This is a genomic window from Klebsiella sp. CB_Kp196 (assembly GCF_040061575.1).
GTDB classification, from domain to species: Bacteria; Pseudomonadota; Gammaproteobacteria; order Enterobacterales; family Enterobacteriaceae; genus Klebsiella; species Klebsiella michiganensis.
Genome location: NZ_JBEAFH010000002.1, coordinates 133,629 through 158,814, shown reverse-complemented (window position 1 = coordinate 158,814; position 25,186 = coordinate 133,629). Strand labels below are relative to the sequence as shown.

Sequence of the window (25,186 nt, the reverse complement as noted above, 5' to 3'; positions counted from 1 at the left end):
GATTTGGCAACGTATAATGCCCAACAAATTCTTATTGAATGGTTTCAGCGCATTGGATTGCATGACTAAACGCATAACACGTTGCCTCTTTTCATGGGCTGAACCGCCAGCACACATTCTTCTGCACGCTCTTTTGTTGTCACCTATCCTTAGAGCGTGGCATAGCAACTTTCGTAATACAGGTTTAACTCTGCGGCAGTGCGCCCACGGAGTCAGATTCCCCATCCCTATCCTTCACAACTTAAAGATTAAACTGTCATGAAAAAGACCAAAATTGTTTGCACCATCGGTCCGAAAACCGAATCCGAAGAGATGTTGACCAAAATGCTGGACGCTGGCATGAACGTTATGCGTCTGAACTTCTCTCACGGTGATTACGCGGAACACGGTCAGCGCATCCAGAACCTGCGCAATGTGATGAGTAAAACCGGTAAGAAAGCGGCAATCCTTCTGGATACCAAAGGTCCGGAAATCCGTACCATTAAGCTGGAAGGCGGCAACGACGTTTCTCTGAAAGCGGGCCAGACCTTTACCTTCACCACCGACAAATCCGTTGTCGGTAATAACGAAATCGTTGCGGTGACCTATGAAGGTTTCACCAGCGACCTGAGCGTCGGCAACACCGTACTGGTTGACGATGGTCTGATCGGTATGGAAGTCACCGCTATCGAAGGCAACAAAGTTGTTTGTAAAGTACTGAACAACGGCGACCTTGGCGAGAACAAAGGCGTTAACCTGCCGGGCGTGTCTATCGCTCTGCCAGCGCTGGCCGAAAAAGACAAGCAGGACCTGATCTTCGGTTGCGAACAGGGCGTTGACTTTGTTGCGGCCTCCTTTATCCGTAAGCGTTCTGACGTTGTTGAAATCCGTGAACACCTGAAAGCCCACGGCGGCGAGAAGATCCAGATCATCTCCAAAATTGAAAACCAAGAAGGCCTGAACAACTTCGACGAGATCCTCGAAGCCTCTGACGGCATCATGGTTGCGCGTGGCGACCTGGGCGTTGAAATCCCGGTTGAAGAAGTGATCTTCGCGCAGAAGATGATGATCGAAAAATGTATCCGCGCGCGTAAAGTCGTTATCACCGCGACCCAGATGCTGGATTCTATGATCAAAAACCCGCGTCCGACCCGTGCGGAAGCAGGCGACGTGGCTAACGCCATCCTCGACGGCACCGACGCAGTTATGCTGTCCGGCGAATCCGCAAAAGGTAAATACCCGCTGGAAGCGGTCACCATCATGGCGACCATCTGCGAGCGTACCGACCGCGTGATGACCAGCCGTCTTGAATACAACAACGACAACCGTAAGCTGCGCATCACCGAAGCGGTTTGCCGCGGTGCGGTTGAAACGGCTGAAAAACTGGAAGCGCCGCTGATCGTTGTGGCAACCCAGGGCGGTAAATCCGCGCGCGCCGTACGTAAATACTTCCCGGATGCCACCATCCTGGCGCTGACCACCAATGAAACGACCGCGCGTCAGCTGGTGCTGAGCAAAGGCGTTGTGGCGCAGCTGGTTGAAGATATCTCTTCTACCGATGCCTTCTATATCCAGGGTAAAGAGCTGGCGCTGCAGAGCGGCCTGGCGCGTAAAGGCGACGTGGTTGTTATGGTCTCCGGCGCGTTGGTCCCGAGCGGAACCACCAATACCGCTTCCGTGCACGTGCTGTAATAATTTACAGGTTAATTAGTATTTCCTTTAAAAGCGCCTCTTCGGGGCGCTTTTTTTTATTCTGGCACTAGCCGCTATTAATAAAAATGCAAATCGGAATTTACTATTTAATGCGAGATTATCTAAGATGAATCCGATGGAAGCGCGCTGTTTTCACTCGCCTTTTTAAAGTTACGTGATGATTTCGATGCTTCTTTGAGCGAACGATCAAAAATAAGTGCATTCAGGTAAAAAAATATTCTCATCACAAAAAAGTTTGTGTAATACTTGTAACGCTACATGGAGATTAACTCAATCTAGAGGGTATTAATAATGAATCGTACTAAACTGGTACTGGGCGCGGTAATCCTGGGTTCTACTCTGCTGGCTGGTTGCTCCAGCAATGCTAAAATCGATCAGCTGTCTTCTGACGTTCAGACTCTGAACGCTAAAGTTGACCAGCTGAGCAACGACGTGAACGCAATGCGTTCCGACGTTCAGGCTGCTAAAGATGACGCAGCTCGCGCTAACCAGCGTCTGGACAACGCAGCTACTAAATACCGCAAGTAATAGTATCTGTGTAATAAAAATGGCGCACATTGTGCGCCATTTTTTTTGCCTTACCTTTTCCCGCCTACTGCACCCTTTTCGCTTCATCTACCGGCGTATTATTCTGTACCGATAGGCTCGACGCGGTGCTTCCGCTAGCCGATACCACCACCGGATATCCTGCCCGCCGGGTCAGCGCGCGTTTAAGCTGCGCCTCATCAACCGCTTTATCCCCCGAGAATTGATGAAACTCCGCCGGAAGCGTATAGGCCATGGTCTGCGCATTGCTGGCCTCATCCGGCGTCAACGGGCGATGAACTTCAACATAGCGCTTACCGTCCGGCTCCACGGCGAACTTGACCGGCTGGTTGATAATCCGTACCGGCGTCCCGCTTTTCACCTGATTGAATAAAGACTGGATATCCGCCGCGTTCATGCGCATACAGCCGGAGCTGACGCGCAGACCCACGCTGTCCGGCGCGCTGGTGCCATGAATCAGATATTCACCGTTACCGTATGCCAGGCGGAGCGCATAGCGGCCTAGCGGGTTATTCGGCCCTGCGGGCACGACCGGCGGCAGTTTAATCCCCTTCTCCAGCGAACGGGCGCGGATGCCCGCCGTCGGCGTCCAGGTGGGGTTCGGGATTTTCTGCCCTATGCGGGTCGTCATCTCCGGCGTCTCCAGCCCCTGCTGACCAATCCCCAGGGGATAGACCTGCACCTGATTGACGCCCGGCGGGAAGTAGTACAGACGCAGCTCGGCCAGGTTGACGACGATGCCCTCGCGCGGCACGTCCGGCAGCAGCATCTGCGAAGGTATCAGCACCTGAGTACCCGGTTTAGGCTGCACCGGCGCAATGGTATCGTTCGCTTCAAGGATCAGCATCGCCGCCGTATCAAAACGACGGGCAATCGCCTGCAGGTTGCGGTCACCCTCCTGTACCGTCCAGAACTGGTTCTCACCAATCAGACGACTGTTGGCAGGAGGAAGGGGATAATCAACGGCCCAGGCGGCGTGGGACGCGCTGAGGGCGCTCAGAAGGGCAATGGTGATAAGAGAAGCGCGTTTCATACTGAGATTCCTTCTTTCGCTGATAAAACGCCAGGCCTGTTATGCACGACGGGAGGCGAGCCTCCCGTCGTGCATAACAGAATGAAATCTACTGTTTTATTCTAGCTAAGATTTGCTGCTTTCGCGCGAATTGCGCGGATCATGGCTTCCAGTCCTTGCGACCGCGAGGGGGTAAGGTGCTGCGTCAGGGCCATTTTTTCAAACCACGGACGCACGTCAAACGCGGTGATATCTTTGGCCGTCATCTGGTCATAGAGGATAAACACCACCGCGATAAGGCCTTTGACGATGGCCGCATCGCTGTCGCCGCGAAGCGCAATCGCGCCGCTCTGCTCCTGCGTCATCACGATCCACACCTGGCTCTGGCAGCCCTGAATGATGTTCTGCGCGGTGTGTTCCTCCGGGCTCAGCGGCGCCAGGCGCTGACCCAGTTCAATAATATAGAGATACTTCTCTTCCCAGTTCGCACAACGGCTAAAGTTGCGCAGCAGTTTGTCTCTGTCCGGTAACGCCGCCATAGTTGCTTCCTTTAGCTTAATAATTTGTGGATCCGCTGTAGCCCCGCTACCAGTCGGTCCACCTCCTCCGTCGTATTGTACATCGCCAGCGATGCCCGACACATGGCCGGCACGCCGTAGAACGCCATCAGCGGCATGGCGCAGTGGTGCCCGGTCCGCACCGCAATACCGTAGTTATCGAGGAAGCTGCCGACATCATAAGCATGATGTTTGCCGAGATTAAAGGCGATCGCTCCCAGGCGATCTTGCGGGCCGTAAAGGGTTAAATCCGCCACGCTCTCCAGCGCCTGCAGCGCGTAGCGCATCAGGGTCTGTTCATATTCCGCGATGTGCGTCAGTCCCAGCGCGCTGACGTAATCCAGCGCCGCGCCCAGCCCGATGATGCCGCCGGTATTCGGCGTTCCCGCCTCGAAGCGCCACGGCGCTTTTGCCCAGGTCGTGCCTTCCGTCAGGCTGACCGTGGCGATCATCGACCCGCCCCCTTCCCACGGCGCCATCTCCTGCAAAATGTCCTGCTTGACGTAGAGCACGCCGATGCCGGTGGGACCGTACAGCTTGTGGGCGGAGAAGGCGTAAAAGTCGCACTCCAGCGCCTGCACGTCCACCGGATGGTGCATCACCGCCTGCGCGCCGTCCACCAGCACTTTGGCGCCGTGCTGATGGGCCAACGCCGTCAGAGCGGCGATGGGATTTTCGGTTCCCAGCACGTTCGATACCTGGGTAATGGCCAGCAGGCGGGTGCGCTCGTCAAACAGGCCGGGGATGGCATCCAGCTGCAGCGTACCGTCCTGGTTCAGCGGGATCACCCGCAGCTGCGCCCCCACTCTGGCGCACAGCATCTGCCACGGCACGATATTGGCGTGATGCTCCATCGCGCTGACGATGATGTTGTCGCCCGCGCCGACGTTGGCGTTTCCCCAGCTGTTCGCTACGAGGTTAATGCCTTCCGTGGTGCCGCGAACAAACACCAGTTCCTCCGCCGAGCGGGCGTTGAGGAACGTCGCCGCCCGCTGGCGCACCTGCTCCATGCTCGCCGTAGCTTCCGCGCTGAGGGTATGAATGCCGCGATGCACCGCCGCATAGCCGTGGCGGTAAAATTCCGCCTCGGCGTTAATCACCGCCTCCGGCTTCTGCGCGCTGGCGGCGCTGTCGAGGTAGGCCAGCGGCTGGCCATTAACCTCGCGATTGAGAAGCGGGAAATCCGCGCGCACGCGTTCCACAGAAAATGTCATGCCTTACCTCCCGGCAAACGCTGGCCAATACGCGCCAGTATCTGCTGCCTGAGCGCCTCATCGTCGATCGCTTCCGTGAGCTCCGCGGCAAAGGCGTAAAGAATCATCTGCTGCGCCGCCTGCTGCGTAATGCCGCGCGAGCGCAGATAAAACAGCTGTTCGTCATCAATACGCCCGATGGTCGCCCCGTGGCTGCACTTCACGTCGTCAGCGTAAATCTCCAGCTGCGGTTTGGTATCCACTTCGGATAAGCGGCCCAGCAGCAGGTTGTTGTTGGTCATCTGGCCGTCGGTTTTGATCGCATGCTGCGCGACGTTAATCAGGCCATTAAACACCGCCCGCCCTTTATCGTTGACGATGGTTTTATGCAGCTGGCGGCTGTTACAGTACCCGACCTGATGATCGAGCCAGGTGCGACTGTCGCAGACTTCGCCGTTGACCGGCATCGCCAGCGAGTTAATCCGCAGGGTGCTGTTTTCCCCCTTCAACTGCGTGCTGGTGTGGTGGCGCAGTACCGAGCTACCGAGCAGAAAACTGCTGCTGAAAGCGGAGGCGTCGCGCCCGAGCGCCAGGTCGTTATGGGCAAAGTGGTAGCTTTGCGCGTTCTCAAACGCCAGCTTGATATGCTGCAGGTGGGCGTTATCCGCCACGGTCATCGTCAGCCTTGCGCCGGTAAAGTGGCGCTCATCGTTCAGGCTCAGATAGTGTTCGATGATGGTCGCCTGCGCGCCGCTCTCCAGCGCCAGATGGTGGCGATAGTGGACGGTGTTCATTTCATCGCTCGCCAGCCCGCGCGTCAGGTGCATAATCAGCAGCGGTTTATCCGGGCGCTGGTTGCGCCTGACCCGGATATGGGTAACGGTGGTCGCCAGGCTTTCGGTCAAATGCAGAAACACTTCGGGCTGAACGGCGTCAGGCAGCTGCTGGCGCTCATTATCCACCTGCACGTCATAGCCGCTGGCGGCCAGATCGTCGCTCAGGCTCTCGCTAAACTGACCATCAATAAACACCAGCCGCCATGCCTCTACCGTTAACGCCAGTTCGTCGCGCCGGGCCGCCGTCAGCGTCTGCGGCTGAGCGGCGACAAAGGTCTGATTCAGTAGCGCGTCCAGCGGGGTATATTTCCAGTTTTCGTGTTTACGCGTTGGCAACCCCAGGCGCAGCAGCTGTTGCAGGTGCTGATGCGCCTGCGGGCTGCGCTGCCCGCTTTGGGACTCAAACAGATGGTGCCACTGCTGCAGCGCGTTACTGCTGTTCGGTAAGCCAGCCATAGCCCTGCTCCTCCAGTTGTTTGACCAGAGTAAAATCGCCGGATTTGACGATTCGCCCCTGGTACAGCACGTGGACGTAATCCGGCTTGATATAATCGAGAATGCGCTGATAGTGGGTGACGATAATAAAAGAGCGCTTGCCGTCGCGCAGGGAGTTGACGCCGTCAGAGACAATCTTCAGCGCGTCGATATCCAGCCCGGAATCGGACTCGTCCAGGATGCACAGCTCCGGTTCCAGCACCGCCATCTGCAGGATATCGTTGCGCTTTTTCTCGCCGCCGGAGAAGCCGACGTTAACCGAGCGGGTCAGCAGATCCTCCGGCATCTTCAGCAGCTTTATTTTGTCTTCCATCAGGTCCTGGAAGTCAAAACGGTCAAGCTGCTCCTGGCCACGATAGCTGCGCACGGCGTTGAGCGCGGTTTGCAGGAAAAACTGATTGCTGACGCCGGGAATTTCCACCGGATACTGGAAGGCCATGAAGATGCCTTCACCGGCGCGATCTTCAGGGGAGAGTTCCAGTAAATCTTTGCCTTTAAACGCCACGCTGCCGCCGGTCACTTCATAGTCTTCACGCCCGGCCAGCGTAGCGGAGAGCGTACTTTTCCCGGAGCCGTTCGGGCCCATAATGGCGTGCACTTCGCCGGGGCGAACCTCCAGATCCAGCCCGCGCAGGATCGCTTTGTCTTCAACGGCGACCTGCAAATTTTTTATACTTAACATCTTATTTCCTTTGTTATCAGCCGACGCTGTGTTCAAGGCTAATCGCCAGTAATTTTTGCGCTTCTACGGCAAACTCCAGCGGCAGCTCTGAGAAGACGTCTTTACAGAAACCGTTGACGATCATCGAAATCGCATCGTCTTCGCTGATTCCGCGCTGCAGGCAGTAGAACAGCTGATCTTCGCCGATACGGGAGGTGGTCGCTTCGTGCTCCAGCTGCGCGCTGTTGTTGCGGCATTCCACGTACGGGAAGGTATGCGCCCCGCTGTCCGGGCCAATCAGCATGGAGTCACACTGGGTGAAGTTGCGCGCGTTTGTCGCCGTCGGCATGATTTTGACCAGACCGCGATAGCTGTTCTGGCTGTGGCCGGCGGAAATGCCCTTCGAGATAATCGTCGAACGGGTGTTTTTGCCGATATGGATCATCTTGGTGCCGGTGTCCGCCTGCTGATGGCCGCTGGTCAGCGCCACCGAGAAGAACTCGCCGATGGAGTTATCCCCGCGCAGAATGCAGCTCGGATACTTCCAGGTGATCGCCGAGCCGGTTTCCGACTGGGTCCACGACATTTTGCTATTCTCGCCTTCGCACAGGGCGCGCTTGGTGACGAAGTTGAGGATCCCGCCGGTATTGTTGTCGCCGGGGAACCAGTTTTGCACCGTGGAGTACTTCACCTCGGCGTCTTTATGAATAATCACCTCGACCACCGCCGCGTGCAGCTGGTAGCTATCGCGTACCGGCGCCGAACAGCCTTCGATATAGCTCACGTAGCTGCCTTCGTCGGCCACCAGAATGGTGCGTTCGAACTGGCCGGTTTTTTCCGCGTTGATGCGGAAATAGGTCGACAGCTCCATCGGGCAGCGTACGCCTTTGGGCACATAGATAAAGGTGCCGTCGGACGCCACCGCCGCGTTGAGGGCGGCAAAGAAGTTGTCGTTGCCCGGCACCACGGTGCCGAGGTATTTCTTCACCAGTTCCGGGTGATCGTGGATCGCTTCGCCGAAGGAACAGAAAATAATCCCCTGTTCCGCCAGCTTTTCGCGATAGGTGGTCGCCACCGAAACCGAGTCAAAAATGGCGTCGACGGCCACTTCTCGTCCTTCCCGCACCGGCACGCCGAGAAGGTTAAACGCCTCTTCGACTTCGCTGGTCAGAAACGCGCTGGACCCCGTTTGCTGCAGCGCGCCGGGCTCAGAGGCGCAGGCGTCATCGCAGTTGCCGCAGGAGGGGGCTGAATAATAGCTGTAATCCTGATAGTTCAGCTTGTCGTAGTGCGCCTTCAGCCAGTGCGGCTCTTCCATCGCCTGCCAGGCCTTAAACGCGTTCAGACGAAACTCCAGCATCCATTCTGGCTCATTGCGGCGCGCAGAAATCGCCCTGACCACCTCTTCATTTATGCCTTTCGCCAGCTCATCGGTCCGTAGCTGAGTGAAAAAGCCCTCTTTATAGTTGAGTGGCCCGCCGCTCCAGGTTTTGACATCGTCAGTTGCTTCAGTATTACGAGACATAGTTACTCCGCCTGAACGCCAAAACTTTCGCCGCAGCCGCATTCGTGCTGGGCTTTAGGGTTATGAAATTTGAAGATTTGATTTAAGCCTTCGCGAACGTAATCGAGCTCGGTGCCGTCGATAAACGGCATCGCCTGAAGCGGCGCCCACAGCTTCGCGCCATCGCGCTCAAATAACAGATCGTCTTTCGCCGGTTCAGCAATTAGCTCGAGAACGTAGCCAAAACCGGCGCAGCCGCTGGTTTTAACGCCAAGCCGCAGCCCCTGCATATCCGGCTGTTTGCGGACCAGATCGCGAATATGGGCGGCGGCGGCTGGGGTCATGGCCAGCCCACGCCAGCTAAAATCTTCGGGATTGAAAGTTCCTGCATGTGAATTCATCGCTCTACCTCATAGGTTGACGCCATCGGGCCATATCGCTATGTTAGTGATAATGATTATCACTTCAACCCATGCAGAGAAGGGGTATTTCCCCATTCAGTGCTTTTTATAAGCATAGACCCTGACAGAAGAGATATCGGAGATGGAATAAATTGTTCAATGCATTGATTAATAATGCATTTCAGTGACAGAAAGGTAGAAATTGCAGGAAAGTTAAAATATGCATCGGAAATACCTATTTTTGAGATAGCGAATTTGCGTTGCACAGAACCCGCCGTGAAGGGCAAAAGAGTCACAATCACGTCCTGCGGGTAAAAAGAAGAAATGGCGGACGTTATTTTTCCCGGTCATGAGGCAAAAAGACCGCGATAACCACGAAAATCAAAAGGGCAGCGCCATGGCGGCGATCAAGGCGCTACCGCGTATCGCTAAACGGATGCCCGTTTAATTGTACTGCAGCGTCATGACCACAACGGCACTGACGCTTCCGGGCGTCGCACCGCCTGACACCGATTTTACCGAGGCCTGCATAGCCAGGGTTGCGGTTCTGTCAGCCGCGATATTGTGGGTGATGCTGGAACCCGTTCCCTTTAGCGCACCGCTGCCCGCTTCACTCATCGCTACCGCCACGTTGGTTGCCGTACCGCTATTCAGATAATAGTCAGGACCGGCAAGCGGATCGGGAGTGCCGGTGAAGGAGGCCGTTACGCTGCGCGTTCCCGCCGGACAGTTGGTAAACAGCAAATTAAAGGCCACAGGGTCGGAGGATGACCCGGGCGTGGCCATGTTGGTTGCCTGAATATCGCCCAGATTGACATCGAGGTTGCTGTTTCCCCCATTGAATATACAGGGCGAGGCGACAATATTTCCCGTCACCCCCATCGTCACGCTGTCGGCAGAAAAAACGTTCCAGCACAGCAGCGTCAGAATAAGCAATTTTTTATGGCGTATTTTCATTTTTTCACCCGTTACTGGTACGTCAAATTAAGCGTGGCGGTCGCATTTGCCGAGCCGGACTCAACGGAAGTTAAGGTCTGATAATAACGGGCCGTCAGCGGCAGCGTTTCTTGCCCGCCCGATGACCGTTTTAATAACAGCGGGCTATTGATGGACAGCGGCGCGCCATTATATAAAAGCTGCACGCCGACGCCTTTTGCCGTCCCGGCGCTGCCCTGCCCCGTTAATGCCATTACGCTGGGGTTGGCGCTATCGGGATTTTGTACGCCGCTCAGCGAAACGGTGATATTGGTGCCGGCGCTGCAGCTTAACCCCAGATTTTGCGTATTCTGCGCGCCAGCGGGCGTGGTGCCTACCGTCGAGCCGAACGTTGAAGCGGGAATATCGCCAATGATGAAGTTCAACTGAGGCGTAGTGATACTGCAGGCCAGGGCGTTGATTGTCCCGTCGGTCAGCGTTGCGGTCAGGCCATCACGGTAGACGCCGTCGCTGCCCTGGAGCGTCACCACCCCGATCGTTCCCGGCGTTAATGCGCCCGATGATACCGGCCCGGTCACCACCAGCTGTATGTTGCCGCCGTACCAGTCGACATAAGAGGTCTGTGCGTTATAGGAGAATGTATTACTTGGATTTTCAAAATAAGCGTTTGATGTAAAACGAATACCAATACCGCTAATATTAGTGTTGTAAACGTGATTACCGTAGCTGCTCAGCGTCGCATTATTATATCGCATGCTGAAACCCAGCATGAGTGGGTTAGTACAGCCGGAAAGGTAAGAGCCCGTATATGTCCCGCCCCCCGAAAAAATAACGGTCCCGACCGGCGCATCACGCGGTACGGTAATCGTTCCCACGGACAGAGTGGAGATCTGCGGGGTAATGGTGGTGCAGGTTCCGGCACGCGCGCTATTCCATCCGGCTATCAAGCCGAGCAAAATAACAGAGTAAATCAATCTCATGTTTAACGTTCCTGGTGGCAACTGGCGCTAACTTCTGTTATTCCAGCGTAGGTTGATTGTTTCGGCAGGCTGAAATCAGCACGGCACTGTTGGCTGGACTGGCGGCCCCACGTGACGACGATCGCCCCCTGCTCGCGCATTCCGCTTAAAAAAACCTGGCCGCGATCGCCAACGATAAAGCTGCTCTTATTATCATCCGCAAGCGTCACCACCGCCCCGAACGGCACGAAGCGGTTATTGTCGGTTAAGGTCATCAGGACCCTGCGCCCCACTTTGGAAAGATAATCGGCGCGCACCACCGCGCCTCGCGTCGGGGTAACCGTGTCGGTGTTTATCTCCAGCTCTACGTCCTCAGGCATATTTTGCGGATCGAGCGTCAGGTCGTTTTTTCGATAAACGGAAATATTGCTGACGACCGTATATCCCCGGTAGTCCGTGCGCGCGCCGGGTTGGTTGCGAATATTCACGCCGTGTGCGCCGGGGGCTTTTATCAGGGCATTGGTTTCACCGAGCGGTTGGGAAAGCGTGATGCCATCGGCGTGGGCGATAACGCCCCCCTGCAGACCATAATTAAGACGCTCGCTGTTTTTGTCGTAGCTATACCCCGCCGTCACTTCGCCGTACGTCCCTTTATAGTCACCGTTCATATTGCCGGTGTAACCCACGCCATCCGTACCGTAACCCTGCTGGACGTTCCAGTTCAGCGAGTTGTTCTCCAGCGCGACCCCGTTCATGCCGATATTATGCGTCGTTCCACCATTCTTACTGGCGTTCATGCCATAGCTGGCCCACGTTTGCGGGAGGAATTTATCCAACGGTACGCTGACGTTAAACGCCAGCAGCTGGTCGTGGGCGCTGTTATTCGCGCTGTCGTTTGACGTCGCGCTGCCATTTTTGCTGTATGTCCAGGTCAGGCCGTAGCTGATATTGCGCCAGTAGTTGTTGTATCCGACGCTCCACGAAGCCATCGACCTGGCGGAGTTCCAGTAATCTTCCCTCGCCGCGCTGAGGGTTAGCGATCCCAGTTCGCGGCTCAGCGTCTGGCTCATCGTCAGCTCCGCGCGGTTACGCCTGCGGTCCTGCAGCGCGCTGCTGTCTCCATATGAGTCCAGAACTTCCTGCATCCCGTAATAGCCGCTGGTGGAATAGCGGTATCCCGCAATGGAAAAGTTGGTCCCGGTATCGATGAAGTTTTTGCTGTATCGCGCTCGCCAGGATTGGCCGCGCGATTTATCCGTTTTATCCGGCGTTGACCAGGCCTGCGTGACATCCGTGGAGATAGCGCCTAACGCCCCCATATTTTTACCCACACCGAATGCCAACGACTGATATTTGCTTGACTCCTGCAGGCCGCCATAGAGGGTAAAGCCATGCTGCAGGCCATAAATTGCCGTTGCCTGCCCGAAAGGGGTTTTATCCACGCTGCTGTTATATGAACGATACTGCCCGCCGGTGATGGCGTATTTGAACCGGCCTTCCCGCTGCAGTACAGGCAGCGAGGCGTAGGGCAGCGTGAAGTGCTGTTCGCTGCCATCGGCTTCTTTAATCGTCACGTCGAGATCGCCTGCCCCGCCGGTAGGATACATATCCGTGATTTCAAAGGCGCCCGGCGCAACGTAGCTTTGGTAGATCTGGTAGCCGTTCTGGCGCACCACGACCTGCGCATTAGTTCGGGCAATACCGCGTACTACGGGCGCATAGCCCTTAAGAGAATCCGGCAGCATGTCGTCATCGGATGCCAGCTGGCCGCCGCGAAACGGCATACTGTCGAACACGTCGGCAGGCGCGGAGCTGTCACCAACGGTAAGCTGGGCTTTCAGAGGAATAATAGCCCGCTGCGCGTAGGTATAAACGGTATCCCATTTATCCTGGCCGGAGGACTCCCGTGACCAGGTGGTATAGTTGCGAAAACGCCACGGCCCGATATTGATCCCCGGACGCAGGTTCGCATACTGGCTGTCGCTTCTGCCGCCCTGGCCCGTTTTCGCTCGAGTGTTCGCTCCGCTCAGGCTGTAATTGAGCAATGCCGCAGTAATCCCCTCATCCCACATTTCCGGCGGTACATAGCCCCTGGCCGGCAGGTCGATCGCCGCCTGGGGAATGCTGATAACCAGCCGCTGGGCGCCAAACTGAAAATCAGCGCTGGCTTGCGGAATAGCCTGGAGATTGGCGCAATTACTATTTTCTACCGACAGCTGGGGAAAAAGTTCGGTTTTCACTCCCCACTGTTTTAATTGTTCCACGCTCAGACAGGGCTGCAATACCTCATTACCGCCCCCGGTCTTTGCCATCGAAAAAGGAATATCCCGGGTGTCCATTAACTGGTCATCAAGAATAATATCCACATGGTATGTTCCCGGCGCCTGAGAGCCCGATTCAAAAGCCGATAAATCCGCTTTGCCCACGCCGGGATTATCCAGCTCTACCAAGGCCGTATTAAACGAATCACTGGCATACAGTTCCGGAGAGAAACCGCTCAACACTATAGCGATAAGCGTAGCCAGACGAGCAGGTCGCAACTTATTATTTTTTATTGTCATCGCTATTACCTATTTAACGCTGGGCTTGCCATTTGTTCAGGGATTACAAACTGGCTTGATGTGACGGACCGGGGCTGCCGTAGTCATTAATAACTTTAAATGTCAGGGCATTGCCGGAGGCCCCGTCCGGCAAGCGGAACCGGGTGGTCGAACCCGGCATGACGTAGGTCACCTGGGCAAGCATTTTTCCGCCCACGGTAATTTCATTGAAATTAATGACGTAAGGCGTTGGGTTATTAACCTGAAGTTCATTGCCGCTTCTTTGCCAGGTGAGTTTATTTGCCTGTTCCTCCGGCGTTGAGGCGCGAAGCGTAACGGGACGATAAATCAGCTTGATACGCGTTTTTACGGCAATTTGCAGGGAGTTCATCTGCTTTGATGCCGAGGGAATCGCTTTAATATTTATCCAGAATAAACTTTCTTTGGCCTGAGGCAGTGAACCTGTCGCGACAATTCGCTCAATATTTTTTTGTCCGCTGTCAAGGCGATACATCGGCGGTGTAATAATAAAAGGCGCTTTACCAGAACCACCTTCCTGCTCATCTATCCATGACTGAATTAAATAAGGCGTCGCATCAGGATTATTAACGCTGATTGACGCTTCTTTTTTTGCACCATCGAAAATGATCCGCGTGCCGCCAATAATTACCCCGGCAGTGGCGGTTGCCTGCACCAGCGTTAACATTGTTATCGCCAGGCCAATTGTTCTGATAAAACGCATTTAATACCTCTTAAAACAAAGGGGCCGGGCCGGCCCCCTACTGATTACTGCAGAAACTTAGTTGTAAACCACTGAGAAGTTCGCGACCGAGTTAGCTGGGCCGGCAACCACCGTCGCAGTGGTCGACACATACTGAGCATAGAAATTCAGCGTATTATCAGCGGTGCTGGTGAGCGGGTAGGAGTAACCGTTGCTGCCGTGCAGAGGCAGATCGGCTTTATCCGCCGTCATCAGATTAATCGCGACACCGGAGGCTGCGCCAGCGACCGACGAGTCAATAGCCAGCAGGCTGGAGTTACTTAAATCAGGCGAGCCATCAAAGCGGACTTTGGCATTGTTAACCGTCACCGGACAGTTCTTCAAAATAATATCGAATTTCGTCGCGGCGGTTCTCGAACCGGCTACCGGAAGTTCAGTTTTATAATAATCGCCCAAAACAACCACCTGGTCCTTTGACGCGACATCGATGTCGCAGGCGGCATCCAAAATATTGCCATTAAAATTAACGGTACCCGCTGCTGCGAAAGCCTGAGTCATTGATAATGCAGAACCTGCTGCAAGTATCGCAATAACAATTTTCTTTTTCATAACGACACATCCTGTTTTACTTTATTTACATTCAGGCAAAATATTTAATAAACGCATTTTGCCATTGCTTTAATATATTGCCGGGAAACAGTGGTATATATCACACCACTATTTCATTTTATTAAAACCGGATTACCCCTGCCGACGAGACAAAATTTATACAACATTTTTTCAGCGCACAATCTATTTCGCGGTCTAAATGTAGACTCGAAATTAACAAAAATAAAACATTCAAATTAAGAAATTACTTAATCACACTGACCCCGGTCTACTTTTGGACTGGCGAGACAAAATCAATAAAATCAATTGATTATAACCATAATCCACCCGAGTCTATTATTAGACCCGGCGCCAATATTCCCTGAGATGCTGTTTTTTAAGATAATTCCCAACATCGATCAAAAAACGATCGCATAAGTTAGTGAGGTATCTTATGAACACGAGAATTATTCCTGAATTCGGCAACGAACCAGCGGAAGTACTTGAGATAAAACCCTTTAAGCACATTGAGAAATTAATTGATAATGTCCTGCCGTACGCCGAGAGACGAATAGTCTCGAAAGGGGAGATCGTCCATTATTACGATAATAACGTTCGTCAGTGTTTTTTACTTATCCAGGGCAGCGTCGCGCTGCATCGTCGCGGAGACGGGATTGTTTTAAATTCTGAGTCATCGCCATTTCTTCTCGGCGTGTGTAGCCAGTTTTCCTCTGAACGACTTTACGTCAGGGTACTGGAAACATCGGAAATTGCGGCCGTTTCGCTGGAAACGTTTAATCGCGTAGTGGCGCAACAGAACTTATGGGAGCATTTTTCAAAGCTGCTGATCTATACCGCATCGCGGGTTTATGAGCACTGCGCGCAAATATCGCAAATGTCAGCCTATGACATCATTCGTTTTCAACTTGTTGAATTAATGCAAGAGCCCGAAGCTATCCGGCAAAGTATCACCGCGGCGGCCTATATCAAAAGTCGAACCTATCTTTCCCGCAGCGGCGTTATGCGCATCCTCGCAGAGCTACGAACGGGTAAATACATTACCATGGAGCGCGGAGTGCTGATTGACATCCACCACCTGCCGCGAAAGTATTGATTGTTCATGTATCTTCGGAGTGGCAAGAGATACGCGCGAGGTTATAATAAGTCCGATCTCCTTCAGGATTTTCTGACTATGCCATCTGCAAATCAACCCTTCCGCGGCTCCCCTTACGCACAGGAATTTATTTCTCATTTGCAGCCCTACTGCACGACGTACCGAACGGGCCGCGGCGAGCAGTTTGATCTTCAGGTTAACGGTCAGGGGATGTGTTATCTCCTTCTGGAGGGGACGATAGCGATATACCGAAGAAGTGACAATATGATGCTTTCCACGGCGCTCAGTCCCGCCCTTTTCGGCCTCGCTAACCTGACGGACATTTACTTTGATGACTATTTTAAAACCGTCACGCCGTGCCAGATTGGCGTACTCACAACCCGTCGCGTCGAGGAAATCATTAGAGAGAAGGCGCTATGGGGACTGCTCTCTAAACAGCTGATGTTTGTCTATAACCGCCTCTATCATAACGTTATGCCCCAGGGCACGCCAACGGCGTACGAGATGATTCGCCAGCAGCTGATCAAGCTCATGGAGGAAGAGGAGGGTTATCGCTACAGCGTGACGGCTGAAAGATATATCAGAGAGAAAACCCGGCTTTCCCGCAGCGGCGTAATGCGCATTCTGGCGGCGCTGAAAACCGGTGGTTTTATCGAAATGGAAGAGGGGAAACTCATAAAAATCAACAAACTTCCTGCTAAGTACTGATTATGCGGATTGGGCTTTCGGCCCTCTCGCGATCCGGCCTGCGCGCCGAAATGCATTCATGCAACAAATTCTATTCGTTTTCATTATAAGTATTGTCATTTCACAGAAATAAAGATTTATTCACTGCTGACTGGCTCATGTAGAATGCGCTGCTAAATTTCCTTCATCTTTTACGCAATGTCGCCCTGGCGACCGTTCGGGAACCTGTGTAGTACTGAATTATGGATATAGAAACAGATGTCATGTCGATGTGTATGGTCGTGTTGTTAATTATTAGCGTGTTGCTCGATTAACCTCTTCCCCCCCGTAAAATCAGTACGACTCGCCGTCGCCGGACAGGCCAGTCTATTCGCTACGAACCCGATCCAAATCGAAATCGTACCGTTCCCCCGCGCGGCCTGACCTGCCAGCGTATTCCGGGATAAGCGTTCAGAGAGGGGATATTGCCCTGTCGGGCATGGTGCAAATATTAAAAAGGCTGCCAACGATGGTGGCAGCCTCTTCACTTTATGGCGTTACTGATACGAAGAGCGAATTAGCTCCTGATCTTCCTGTAGATAAACAGGACAACCAGCGCACCAATCACCGCCACGACAAAGCTGCCGAAATTAAAACCATCTACACGGCCAAAGCCGAAGAAAGTACTAATCCAACCCCCGACAACTGCACCGATGACACCCAGAATTACGGTAACGATAAATCCGCCGCCGTCTTTCCCCGGCATAATCCACTTGGCTAAAATACCGGCAATAAGCCCAAAAATGATCCATGAAATGATACCCATAGCTAACTCCGTCCTCTTGTTACCTTGTAAATATCTGGTATAGAAAGATTAGCATAAATATTAATGATGTTTCATAAAATTATATTTAGCATACATAGACTTGTCAGCACGGGGATAATGGTCTACGCCCTGAACGCGTACCGGGCAAATAATCAGCAAGCGGAAGTATCGCATCGTGAATAATTAAAACCTCGGGAGAGGCAGCAATAAGCCAGGATTTTTCTTATTAAAAGTGAAACTGGAAGCGGAATACAAAAGCAGCAAGGGGGACATTTCCCCCTTGCTAACTTAGATGACTGCGGTTGTCAGCCGCGACGAACAGCAAAGGCGCCCTTGTTCATCAGAGATGTCGATTTGCCACACCTGATGACGGGAGCCGACGTGCAGCGCGCGGCACACGCCGCGAACCCTCCCGCTGCGCACCGAACGGATATGGTTGGCATTGACCTCCAGCCCCACCACCTTCTGCTCGCCTTCGCTGCACAGATAACCGGCCACCGAGCCTAAGGTTTCCGCTAATACCACCGACGCGCCGCCGTGCAGCAGCCCAAACGGCTGATGGGTGCGGCTATCTACCGGCATGGTGGCCTCGATGGCGTCATCGGTAAGGGCCTCGAAGCGAATATTCAGCAGGCCGACCATATTCCCGTCGCCCATGGCGTTCAGCTGTTCCAGGGTGCTCTGACGTTTCCAAATCATCCCATAATCTCCAGTAGCGCCTGCAGCGGATGGCGTACGCCGCTGCCTTCAATACGCTTCACCTGGCTACGACAGGAGTAGCCGGTGACCAGACAACGATTACGCGGCAGGCGCTGCATCGCCTGCTGCCAGGAGAGCGCGTAGATAGCCAGCGAGTTGGCGTGGTTCTTCACTTCATGACCGTAGGTACCGGCCATGCCGCAGCAGCCCACGTTAACGTTTTCCAGCTTCGCGCCAAAACGCGCGAAGATATCCGCCCACTGTTTGGTGGAAGCGGGAAGCGCCGTGACCTCGGTACAGTGGCCAAACAGATACCACGACTCGCCGCCCTGCTCCTGCGCAGCGGTTGCCGACAGCGCCTGCGGCAGCCACTCATGCACCAGCATCACGCGGAAATCGCCGCGCTTGTCGCCGAGCACCTGGTTGTATTCATCGCGATAGCAGAGCACCAGCGCCGGATCGACCCCCACCATCGGCATGCCGAGCTGGGCCACCCGGTTCAGGAAATCGGCGGTTTTCTGCGCGGTGCGCGCGAATCGCGTCAGGAAGCCCTTAATATGCTGGGCTTTACCGTTTGGCGAAAACGGCAGCAGCACCGGCTGGTAGCCTAGCTTTTCGACCAGTTGAACAAAATCGGCAACCACCTGCGCATCGTAATAGCTGGTAAACGGATCCTGAACCACCAGCACCCTTTTCGCTTTCTGCTCTGCGCTCAGCGCTTCCAGCTGCTCCAGCGTGGTATTTGCCGAACGATGGCCGACCATCTGCTGCTTCAGCGACGGGACGGAGAGCAGCGGGAGATCGACCATACCGATATGCTTTTCCGATAGCTTGCGCATCCACGGCTGATTAATAAAGAAGTTGAACGTCTTCGGCGCATGCGCCATCAGCGGCGCGTAGGATTCGACCGCCGCCACTAGATGATCGCGGACCGGCCGCAGGTAGCGGCTGTGGTAAAGCTGGAGGAAACGCGACCGGAACTCCGGAACGTCGATCTTAATCGGGCACTGGGTCGAGCAGGCTTTACAGGCCAGACAGCCGGACATCGCCTCCTTGACCTCATGCGAGAAATCGTACTCTCCCTTACGCGCGTGCCAGCTATTGCGGGTGCGCTCCACCAGGGTACGCAGGCTGGCGCGTTTTTCCGGCAGATCTTTTTCCAGCTGATTGGGGTCGACGCCGCGATCCGCCAGCAGGCGCAGCCATTCTCGCACCAGCGTGGCCCGCCCCTTCGGCGAGTGAATACGGTGGTTGCTGACCTTCATCGACGGACACATCGGGCTTTTGGCATCAAAGTTGAAGCACAGACCGTTGCCATTACACTCCATCGCGCCGCGCCACGAGCTGCGCACGGCAATGGGGATCTGCCGATCGAAGGTCCCGCGCTTAACCGCATCCACCTTCATCATCGGCGCATCCACGCCTTCCGGCGGGCATATTTTACCGGGGTTCAGACGGTTATCCGGGTCAAACGCGGCTTTAATCTTGCGCAGCTCACCAAACAGTTCTGCCCCAAAGAACGCCGGGCTATATTCGGCGCGGAAGCCTTTCCCGTGTTCCCCCCACAGAAGGCCGCCATACTTGGCGGTTAAGGCTACGACGTCATCGGAGATGCGCTTCATCAGCATCTCTTGCTGCGGATCGCACATATCCAGCGCCGGCCGCACGTGCAGCACGCCGGCATCCACATGGCCAAACATGCCGTAGCTCAGGCCATGACCGTCAAGCAGCGCGCGAAATTCCACAATATAGTCGGCCAGATGCTCCGGCGGCACGCAGGTATCTTCGGCAAAGGGTATCGGTTTAGCGGCCCCTTTGGCATTCCCCAGCAGGCCGACGGCTTTTTTCCGCATCGCGTAGATGCGCTCAACGCCGTCCAGATCGTGGCAAACCTGCCAGCCGATAACGCCCGCTTCGCCGCGCGCCATCAGCTCATCCAGGCGCTGGCACAGGGTTGTCACCTGGCCGTCGATCAGTTCGGCGTCATCACCGGCGAACTCAACGATATTCAGCCCCAGCATCTCTTTATCCGCAACGTCGGTAATGAGCTCGCTGACCGAATGCCAGACAATATCTTCCCGCGCCAGATTAAGCACTTTTGAGTCGACGGTCTCGACCGACAGCGCCTTCGCTTCGACCATAAACGGCGCGTTGCGCAGCGCGGAGTTAAAGGAATCGTACTTAACGTTAACCAGGCGGCGTACTTTCGGTAAGCGGGTAATATCCAGCCGCGCTTCGGTAATAAACGCCAGCGTCCCTTCTGAACCGGTCAGTATGCGGGTCAGATCGAATTCGCTCATCTCGTCATTAAAGACGTGGCGTAAATCGTAGCCCGTCAGGAAGCGGTTAAGTTTGGGGAATTTATCGATAACCAGCTGCCGCTGCGCTTTGCAGCGCTGATAGACCGTGCGGTAAATACGCCCGATCGCCGACTGTTCTGCGCCCAGCGTTTCCGCCAGCGCCGCCGGAATCGGCTGCGTATCCAGAATGTCGCCGCCGATCAGCACCGAGCGCACGCCGAGCACGTGATCGGAGGTTTTCCCGTAGACCAGCGAGCCCTGCCCGGAAGCATCGGTGTTGATCATCCCGCCAAGCGTGGCGCGGTTGCTGGTCGACAGTTCCGGCGCAAAAAAGTAGCCGTACGGTTTAAGGAACTGATTGAGCTGATCTTTAATGACCCCGGCTTCCACCCGCACCCACCCTTCTTCGGGGTTGATTTCAATAATGCGGTTCATATAGCGGGACATATCGACGATGATCCCGGCGTTGAGCGCCTGACCGTTGGTGCCGGTACCGCCCCCGCGCGGGGTAAAGATCAGTGATTTAAAACGTTCTTCCGCCGCCAGTCTTGCCAGCAGAGCGACGTCTGCCGTGGAGCGGGGGAATAAAATCGCATCCGGCAACAGTTGATATACACTGTTATCAGTCGCCATCGTTAGCCTGTCGGCGTAGCTGGTGGCGGTATCGCCGGTAAAACCTTGTTGCTCCAGTACCTGCAAAAAATTCAGCACCAGCTGAACGACACCTGGCGCTTGAGAAATCTGTGGGATCATGACGCTCGACCCTGCCTGACTATGTTGTGTTGTAAGTGATTAAACGTTTGCGTAGTGCACACAACTTTTTATCACATTTTTTTCATATGCGCCCGCCAGAATTAAGGGCAAAATCAGGCGCGCGAAGATATTGATATTATTATCAGTACATGGAATTACGCTGCGTCAGCCTTGTGACGCGACTGCAAAGGTAAAACTTTATCATGATTAACCCCAATCAGCCCCGGGACATACCGCAAGTTCTGCTGTCGGTGCTGTTTTTGTCCCTGATTATTATTTCCTGCCTGTGGGTCGTTCAGCCATTTATCCTGTCATTTGCCTGGGCCGGTACCGTGGTTATCGCCACCTGGCCGGTGCTTTTGCGCCTGCAGCGCCTGCTGTTCGGCAAGCGCGCGCTGGCGGTGCTGGTGATGACGCTGCTGCTCTTTTTACTGTTCGTTATCCCTATTGCGCTGCTGGTCAACAGCCTGGTGGATAACAGCACGCCATTAATAAAAGTGATTACCAGCGGTAACTTTACGCCGCCGGATCTGGCGTGGCTAAATAGCGTTCCGCTGATTGGCGATAAGCTGTATACCGGCTGGCACAATTTACTGGAGATGGGGGGAACGGCGATTATGGTCAAAATTCGCCCCTATCTCGGCACCACCACCACATGGTTTGTTGGCCAGGCGGCGCACATCGGCAAGCTGCTGGTCTACTGCGGACTCATGCTGCTGTTTAGCGCCCTGCTGTACTGGCGAGGCGAACAGGTTGCGTATGGGTTCCGCCACTTTGCCACCCGTCTGGCGGCCAAACGCGGCGATGCGGCGGTGATCCTCGCCGGCCAGGCAATTCGCGCCGTGGCGCTGGGGGTGGTCGTCACCGCCCTGGCCCAGGCGGTGCTTGGCGGTATTGGCCTTGCGGTCAGCGGCGTGCCTTACGCCGCGCTGCTCACCGTGGTGATGATCTTTACCTGCCTTGTGCAGCTGGGGCCTTTGCTGGTTCTGGTACCGTCAATTATCTGGCTGTACTGGAGCGGTGATACCACATGGGGCACCGTACTGCTGGTCTGGAGCTGCGTTGTCGGCACCATGGATAACTTTATCCGTCCGCTGTTGATTCGTATGGGCGCCGACCTGCCGATGATTCTGATCCTTTCCGGCGTTATCGGCGGCCTGGTGGCGTTCGGCATGATTGGGCTGTTTATCGGTCCGGTGCTGCTGGCGGTCTCCTGGCGACTGTACGATGCGTGGGTTAACGAAGCGCCGCCGCCGCCGAAGGACCCCGACCTGGTGCTTGAGGAGCTGAGCGAGCTCAATACCCGAGCCGCTCAGGATAAGTAAGTGAAAAGGCGGGGAAACCCGCCTTTTGCCCCTCTGTCCCTATCAATGTCGGGCACGACAGCCTTAAAGCTTAAGAAATCCTAATCTATCTTTCACGTCATTCCACCACCCGCTGCCTGCTAACCGCATTTGCTTCGCAGATTCTTTACCTTAATTTAACTATTGAGAGGAATCCGATCGACGCAAAAAGCCTCAGTGCCTAGTATTAGCTCACGGTTATAAATCAACGCATTGATTTATAAGCATGGAAATCCCCTGAGTGAAACAACGAATTGCTGTGTGTAGTCTTTGCCCATCTCCCACGATGGGCTTTTTTTTGTCCGCTTTCTGTTCCCCAAAAACAAAAAATCCCCGCCACTGCTGAGCTGACGGGGAGTATCCAGTTGCCTGTTTTAGCGAGAACTTACTTATTCAGCTCTGCCAGGCCGAGCCAGGTTTGCACGACCGTGTCCGGGTTCAGGGAAAGGCTATCGATCCCCTCTTCCATCAGCCAGGCGGCAAAATCCTCGTGGTCAGACGGACCCTGTCCGCAGATACCGACGTACTTGCCCTGCTTCTTCGCCGCGCGGATGGCCATCGACAGCAGCGCTTTCACCGCGTCGTTACGCTCATCGAACAGCTCGGAGACCACGCCGGAGTCGCGATCCAGCCCCAGCGCCAGCTGCGTCATGTCGTTAGAACCAATAGAGAAGCCGTCGAAGTATTCGAGGAACTGTTCAGCCAGCAGCGCATTCGATGGGATTTCACACATCATAATCAGCTTCAGGCCGTTTTCGCCGCGCTTGAGGCCCTGGCGTTCCAGCTCTTCAACCACCGCTTTTGCCTGCGCGACGGTCCGGACAAACGGCACCATGATTTCGACGTTGGTCAGGCCCATGTCGTTACGCACCCGCTTAACCGCTTCACACTCCAGCGCGAAGCAGTCGCGGAAGCTTTCTGACACATAGCGGCCGGCCCCGCGGAAGCCCAGCATCGGGTTCTCTTCTTCCGGCTCGTAACGTTCGCCGCCGACCAGGTTGGCGTATTCGTTAGACTTAAAGTCGGAAAGACGCACAATCACCCGTTTCGGGAAAAATGCCGCGCCAAGGGTGGAGATCCCTTCGGTCAGGCGACCGACGTAGAACTCTTTCGGCGAGTCGTAGCCTTTCATCAGCTCGCGGATTTCATTCTGCAGCCCCGGCTCCTGATCGTCGAACTCCAGCAGCGCGCGCGGGTGGACGCCAATCATACGGTTGATGATGAACTCCAGACGCGCCAGGCCCACGCCTTCGTTCGGCAGGCAGGCAAAGTCGAAGGCGCGGTCCGGGTTACCGACGTTCATCATGATCTTCAGCGGCAGATCCGGCATATCGCCAACGGTGGAACTCTTAACGCTGAAGTCGAGGATTTCGGCATACACGTAGCCGGTATCGCCCTCGGCGCAGGAGACGGTCACGTTCTGGTTTTCCTGGATGCGATCGGTGGCGTTACCGCAGCCCACTACCGCCGGGATCCCCAGCTCACGCGCGATAATCGCCGCATGACAGGTACGCCCGCCGCGGTTGGTGACGATCGCCGCCGCCTTTTTCATGATCGGCTCCCAGTCCGGGTCGGTCATGTCGGTCACCAGCACGTCGCCGGGCTCGATGCGGTTCATTTCGCTGATATCGTGAATGACCTTCACCGGACCCGCGCCGATACGATGGCCGATCGCGCGCCCTTCCGAAATAATCTGTCCTTGCGCATGGAGGGTATAGCGCTCCATCACCTGGCCGCGGGAACGGACGGTTTCCGGACGCGCCTGCACGATAAACAGCTTACCGGTATGGCCGTCTTTCGCCCATTCGATATCCATCGGACGGTTGTAGTGCTTCTCGATTTGAACCGCTTGCTGCGCCAGCTCCTGCACTTCCGCATCGGTTAACGAGAAGACGTCGCGCTGCGCCTGCGGCACGTCTTCGATACGCACCTGCTTGCCGTGCTCCTGGGTAGGGGCGTAAACCATGCGGATCTTTTTCGACCCCATAGTGCGGCGTACGATTGCCGGCCGGCCCGCTTCCAGCGTGGGTTTATGGACGTAGAACTCATCGGGGTTCACCGCCCCCTGCACCACCATCTCGCCGAGCCCCCAGGCGGAGGTGATAAACACCACTTGATCAAAACCGGATTCGGTATCGATGGAGAACATCACGCCGGACGAGGCCAGATCGGAGCGCACCATCCTCTGCACCCCGGCGGAGAGCGCCACCCCGCGGTGATCGTATCCCTGATGCACGCGGTAGGAAATGGCGCGATCGTTAAACAGCGAAGCAAACACGTGCTTCACCGCGACGAGCACGGCGTCAAAGCCCTGCACGTTAAGGAATGTCTCCTGCTGACCGGCGAAGGAGGCGTCCGGCATATCTTCCGCCGTCGCGGAGGAGCGCACGGCAAAGGAGGCCTCAGCGTCATCGGCGGACAGCTGGGTATAGGCATCGCGAATCGCATTTTCCAGTTCGCTCTGGAACGGCGTATCAATGATCCACTGACGGATCTGTGCGCCCGCTTTCGCTAATGCGGAAACGTCGTCAATGTCGGTTTCATCCAGCAGTTCATAAATGCGCTGGTTAACACCGCTTTGGTCCAAAAACTGATTAAAGGCATCAGCGGTGGTGGCAAACCCGTTCGGTACGGACACGCCCATACCCGACAGATTTGTAATCATTTCACCAAGGGAGGCATTTTTGCCCCCAACCCTGTCTACATCATTCATGCCGAGTTGGTTATACCAAAGCACCAGCGGTGACGAGCCATTGTTGGACATCGAGACAATCCTTTTGTGATTTAATACCAGTGATAAATAATTCACGATCGACTACGAGATTTATCCTGACATATTTATCC

21 protein-coding genes and 1 other RNA gene are annotated in these 25,186 nt (G+C 55.0%); 6 read left to right on the top strand and 16 right to left on the bottom strand.

What is annotated here, in order from left to right; genetic code table 11:
- Positions 1-258: 258 nt before the first annotated feature.
- Entirely contained in the window at positions 259-1,671 is a 1,413-nt protein-coding gene (gene pykF / locus ABLU87_RS01805) for a pyruvate kinase PykF (protein WP_004119183.1), read from the top strand.
- A gap of 312 nt (positions 1,672-1,983) precedes the next feature.
- Complete coding sequence (gene lpp, locus ABLU87_RS01800) at positions 1,984-2,220, top strand: murein lipoprotein Lpp (RefSeq protein ID WP_003029373.1); 237 nt, start codon at positions 1,984-1,986, stop codon at positions 2,218-2,220.
- Positions 2,221-2,284: 64 nt separating this feature from the next.
- Here the strand turns inward: lpp and ABLU87_RS01795 are convergent, their stop codons facing one another.
- The 12 genes from ABLU87_RS01795 to ABLU87_RS01740 form a co-directional block, all read right to left on the bottom strand.
- Positions 2,285-3,271, bottom strand: coding sequence for a L,D-transpeptidase family protein (locus ABLU87_RS01795; RefSeq protein ID WP_004851735.1), 987 nt, complete (start codon positions 3,269-3,271; stop codon positions 2,285-2,287).
- A 101-nt stretch (positions 3,272-3,372) separates the two neighbouring features.
- On the bottom strand, positions 3,373-3,789 hold the full coding sequence (sufE, locus tag ABLU87_RS01790; protein WP_004851737.1) for a cysteine desulfuration protein SufE: 417 nt from the start codon (positions 3,787-3,789) through the stop codon (positions 3,373-3,375).
- 11 nt (positions 3,790-3,800) lie between these two features.
- Positions 3,801-5,021, bottom strand: coding sequence for a cysteine desulfurase SufS (gene sufS, locus ABLU87_RS01785; protein ID WP_064375353.1), 1,221 nt, complete (start codon positions 5,019-5,021; stop codon positions 3,801-3,803).
- Positions 5,018-6,292 (bottom strand): Fe-S cluster assembly protein SufD, encoded by a 1,275-nt coding sequence (gene sufD / locus ABLU87_RS01780; RefSeq protein WP_122117130.1) that lies wholly within the window; start codon positions 6,290-6,292, stop codon positions 5,018-5,020. The genes sufS and sufD overlap by 4 nt, the downstream gene beginning before the upstream one ends.
- Positions 6,267-7,013: a Fe-S cluster assembly ATPase SufC gene (gene sufC, locus ABLU87_RS01775; RefSeq protein WP_004851743.1), complete on the bottom strand. Its 747-nt coding sequence runs from the start codon at positions 7,011-7,013 to the stop codon at positions 6,267-6,269. The genes sufD and sufC overlap by 26 nt, the downstream gene beginning before the upstream one ends.
- Positions 7,014-7,029: 16 nt before the next feature.
- Positions 7,030-8,517, bottom strand: coding sequence for a Fe-S cluster assembly protein SufB (gene sufB, locus ABLU87_RS01770; RefSeq protein ID WP_014229711.1), 1,488 nt, complete (start codon positions 8,515-8,517; stop codon positions 7,030-7,032).
- Between the two features lie 2 nt (positions 8,518-8,519).
- A complete protein-coding gene (gene sufA, locus ABLU87_RS01765; protein ID WP_046877605.1) occupies positions 8,520-8,897 on the bottom strand; it encodes a Fe-S cluster assembly scaffold SufA in 378 nt (125 codons plus the stop codon).
- A 444-nt stretch (positions 8,898-9,341) separates the two neighbouring features.
- Positions 9,342-9,854, bottom strand: coding sequence for a fimbrial protein (locus tag ABLU87_RS01760; protein ID WP_025108212.1), 513 nt, complete (start codon positions 9,852-9,854; stop codon positions 9,342-9,344).
- An 11-nt stretch (positions 9,855-9,865) separates the two neighbouring features.
- On the bottom strand, positions 9,866-10,813 hold the full coding sequence (locus ABLU87_RS01755) for a fimbrial protein (RefSeq protein ID WP_122117131.1): 948 nt from the start codon (positions 10,811-10,813) through the stop codon (positions 9,866-9,868).
- A 2-nt stretch (positions 10,814-10,815) separates the two neighbouring features.
- Positions 10,816-13,353 (bottom strand): fimbria/pilus outer membrane usher protein, encoded by a 2,538-nt coding sequence (locus ABLU87_RS01750; protein ID WP_064392486.1) that lies wholly within the window; start codon positions 13,351-13,353, stop codon positions 10,816-10,818.
- Between the two features lie 43 nt (positions 13,354-13,396).
- The gene (locus ABLU87_RS01745) at positions 13,397-14,074 is read right to left on the bottom strand and encodes a molecular chaperone (RefSeq protein ID WP_025108215.1); all 678 of its coding nucleotides are present in this window, start codon (positions 14,072-14,074) and stop codon (positions 13,397-13,399) included.
- 57 nt (positions 14,075-14,131) lie between these two features.
- On the bottom strand, positions 14,132-14,662 hold the full coding sequence (locus ABLU87_RS01740) for a fimbrial protein (RefSeq protein WP_122117132.1): 531 nt from the start codon (positions 14,660-14,662) through the stop codon (positions 14,132-14,134).
- Between the two features lie 433 nt (positions 14,663-15,095).
- Here ABLU87_RS01740 and ABLU87_RS01735 point away from each other — a divergent pair, with 433 nt between their 5' ends.
- Positions 15,096-15,755 (top strand): winged helix-turn-helix transcriptional regulator, encoded by a 660-nt coding sequence (locus ABLU87_RS01735; RefSeq protein ID WP_025108217.1) that lies wholly within the window; start codon positions 15,096-15,098, stop codon positions 15,753-15,755.
- 78 nt (positions 15,756-15,833) lie between these two features.
- Positions 15,834-16,463 carry a helix-turn-helix domain-containing protein gene (locus ABLU87_RS01730; protein WP_025108218.1) on the top strand — a complete coding sequence of 210 codons (630 nt, stop codon included), beginning with the start codon at positions 15,834-15,836 and terminating at the stop codon, positions 16,461-16,463.
- 535 nt (positions 16,464-16,998) lie between these two features.
- Here ABLU87_RS01730 and ABLU87_RS01725 read toward each other — a convergent pair.
- From ABLU87_RS01725 to ABLU87_RS01715, 3 genes are all read right to left on the bottom strand, one after another.
- The gene (locus ABLU87_RS01725) at positions 16,999-17,247 is read right to left on the bottom strand and encodes a GlsB/YeaQ/YmgE family stress response membrane protein (protein WP_004102935.1); all 249 of its coding nucleotides are present in this window, start codon (positions 17,245-17,247) and stop codon (positions 16,999-17,001) included.
- A gap of 288 nt (positions 17,248-17,535) precedes the next feature.
- Positions 17,536-17,946 (bottom strand): 1,4-dihydroxy-2-naphthoyl-CoA hydrolase, encoded by a 411-nt coding sequence (gene menI, locus ABLU87_RS01720; RefSeq protein WP_048262480.1) that lies wholly within the window; start codon positions 17,944-17,946, stop codon positions 17,536-17,538.
- Positions 17,943-20,999: an FAD-binding and (Fe-S)-binding domain-containing protein gene (locus ABLU87_RS01715; protein WP_025108220.1), complete on the bottom strand. Its 3,057-nt coding sequence runs from the start codon at positions 20,997-20,999 to the stop codon at positions 17,943-17,945. Before ABLU87_RS01715 ends, menI begins: the two co-directional genes overlap by 4 nt.
- Before the next feature lie 203 nt (positions 21,000-21,202).
- On the opposite strand from ABLU87_RS01715, the gene ydiK reads away from it, so the two are divergent.
- Both ydiK and rprA read left to right on the top strand, forming a co-directional pair.
- The gene (gene ydiK / locus ABLU87_RS01710) at positions 21,203-22,324 is read left to right on the top strand and encodes an AI-2E family transporter YdiK (protein WP_032749896.1); all 1,122 of its coding nucleotides are present in this window, start codon (positions 21,203-21,205) and stop codon (positions 22,322-22,324) included.
- 212 nt (positions 22,325-22,536) lie between these two features.
- Positions 22,537-22,644, top strand: an RNA gene (gene rprA, locus ABLU87_RS01705) — antisense sRNA RprA.
- An 83-nt stretch (positions 22,645-22,727) separates the two neighbouring features.
- On the opposite strand, the gene ppsA is transcribed toward rprA, so the two are convergent.
- Entirely contained in the window at positions 22,728-25,106 is a 2,379-nt protein-coding gene (gene ppsA, locus ABLU87_RS01700; RefSeq protein WP_014229722.1) for a phosphoenolpyruvate synthase, read from the bottom strand.
- Positions 25,107-25,186: the final 80 nt, after the last annotated feature.

Excerpts from the sequence above, each read along its gene's own strand:
- sufA (WP_046877605.1), bottom strand. The coding sequence starts at position 8,897 with ATGAATTCACATGCAGGAACTTTCAATCCCGAAGATTTTAGCTGGCGT.
- ABLU87_RS01740 (WP_122117132.1), bottom strand. The coding sequence starts at position 14,662 with ATGAAAAAGAAAATTGTTATTGCGATACTTGCAGCAGGTTCTGCATTA.
- sufS (WP_064375353.1), bottom strand. The coding sequence starts at position 5,021 with ATGACATTTTCTGTGGAACGCGTGCGCGCGGATTTCCCGCTTCTCAAT.
- ABLU87_RS01730 (WP_025108218.1), top strand. The coding sequence starts at position 15,834 with ATGCCATCTGCAAATCAACCCTTCCGCGGCTCCCCTTACGCACAGGAA.
- sufC (WP_004851743.1), bottom strand. The coding sequence starts at position 7,013 with ATGTTAAGTATAAAAAATTTGCAGGTCGCCGTTGAAGACAAAGCGATC.
- menI (WP_048262480.1), bottom strand. The coding sequence starts at position 17,946 with ATGATTTGGAAACGTCAGAGCACCCTGGAACAGCTGAACGCCATGGGC.
- ABLU87_RS01735 (WP_025108217.1), top strand. The coding sequence starts at position 15,096 with ATGAACACGAGAATTATTCCTGAATTCGGCAACGAACCAGCGGAAGTA.
- lpp (WP_003029373.1), top strand. The coding sequence starts at position 1,984 with ATGAATCGTACTAAACTGGTACTGGGCGCGGTAATCCTGGGTTCTACT.
- ABLU87_RS01760 (WP_025108212.1), bottom strand. The coding sequence starts at position 9,854 with ATGAAAATACGCCATAAAAAATTGCTTATTCTGACGCTGCTGTGCTGG.
- sufB (WP_014229711.1), bottom strand. The coding sequence starts at position 8,517 with ATGTCTCGTAATACTGAAGCAACTGACGATGTCAAAACCTGGAGCGGC.
- ppsA (WP_014229722.1), bottom strand. The coding sequence starts at position 25,106 with ATGTCCAACAATGGCTCGTCACCGCTGGTGCTTTGGTATAACCAACTC.
- ABLU87_RS01725 (WP_004102935.1), bottom strand. The coding sequence starts at position 17,247 with ATGGGTATCATTTCATGGATCATTTTTGGGCTTATTGCCGGTATTTTA.
- ABLU87_RS01745 (WP_025108215.1), bottom strand. The coding sequence starts at position 14,074 with ATGCGTTTTATCAGAACAATTGGCCTGGCGATAACAATGTTAACGCTG.
- ABLU87_RS01715 (WP_025108220.1), bottom strand. The coding sequence starts at position 20,999 with ATGATCCCACAGATTTCTCAAGCGCCAGGTGTCGTTCAGCTGGTGCTG.
- ABLU87_RS01755 (WP_122117131.1), bottom strand. The coding sequence starts at position 10,813 with ATGAGATTGATTTACTCTGTTATTTTGCTCGGCTTGATAGCCGGATGG.
- pykF (WP_004119183.1), top strand. The coding sequence starts at position 259 with ATGAAAAAGACCAAAATTGTTTGCACCATCGGTCCGAAAACCGAATCC.
- ABLU87_RS01795 (WP_004851735.1), bottom strand. The coding sequence starts at position 3,271 with ATGAAACGCGCTTCTCTTATCACCATTGCCCTTCTGAGCGCCCTCAGC.
- ydiK (WP_032749896.1), top strand. The coding sequence starts at position 21,203 with ATGATTAACCCCAATCAGCCCCGGGACATACCGCAAGTTCTGCTGTCG.
- ABLU87_RS01750 (WP_064392486.1), bottom strand. The coding sequence starts at position 13,353 with ATGACAATAAAAAATAATAAGTTGCGACCTGCTCGTCTGGCTACGCTT.
- sufE (WP_004851737.1), bottom strand. The coding sequence starts at position 3,789 with ATGGCGGCGTTACCGGACAGAGACAAACTGCTGCGCAACTTTAGCCGT.
- sufD (WP_122117130.1), bottom strand. The coding sequence starts at position 6,292 with ATGGCTGGCTTACCGAACAGCAGTAACGCGCTGCAGCAGTGGCACCAT.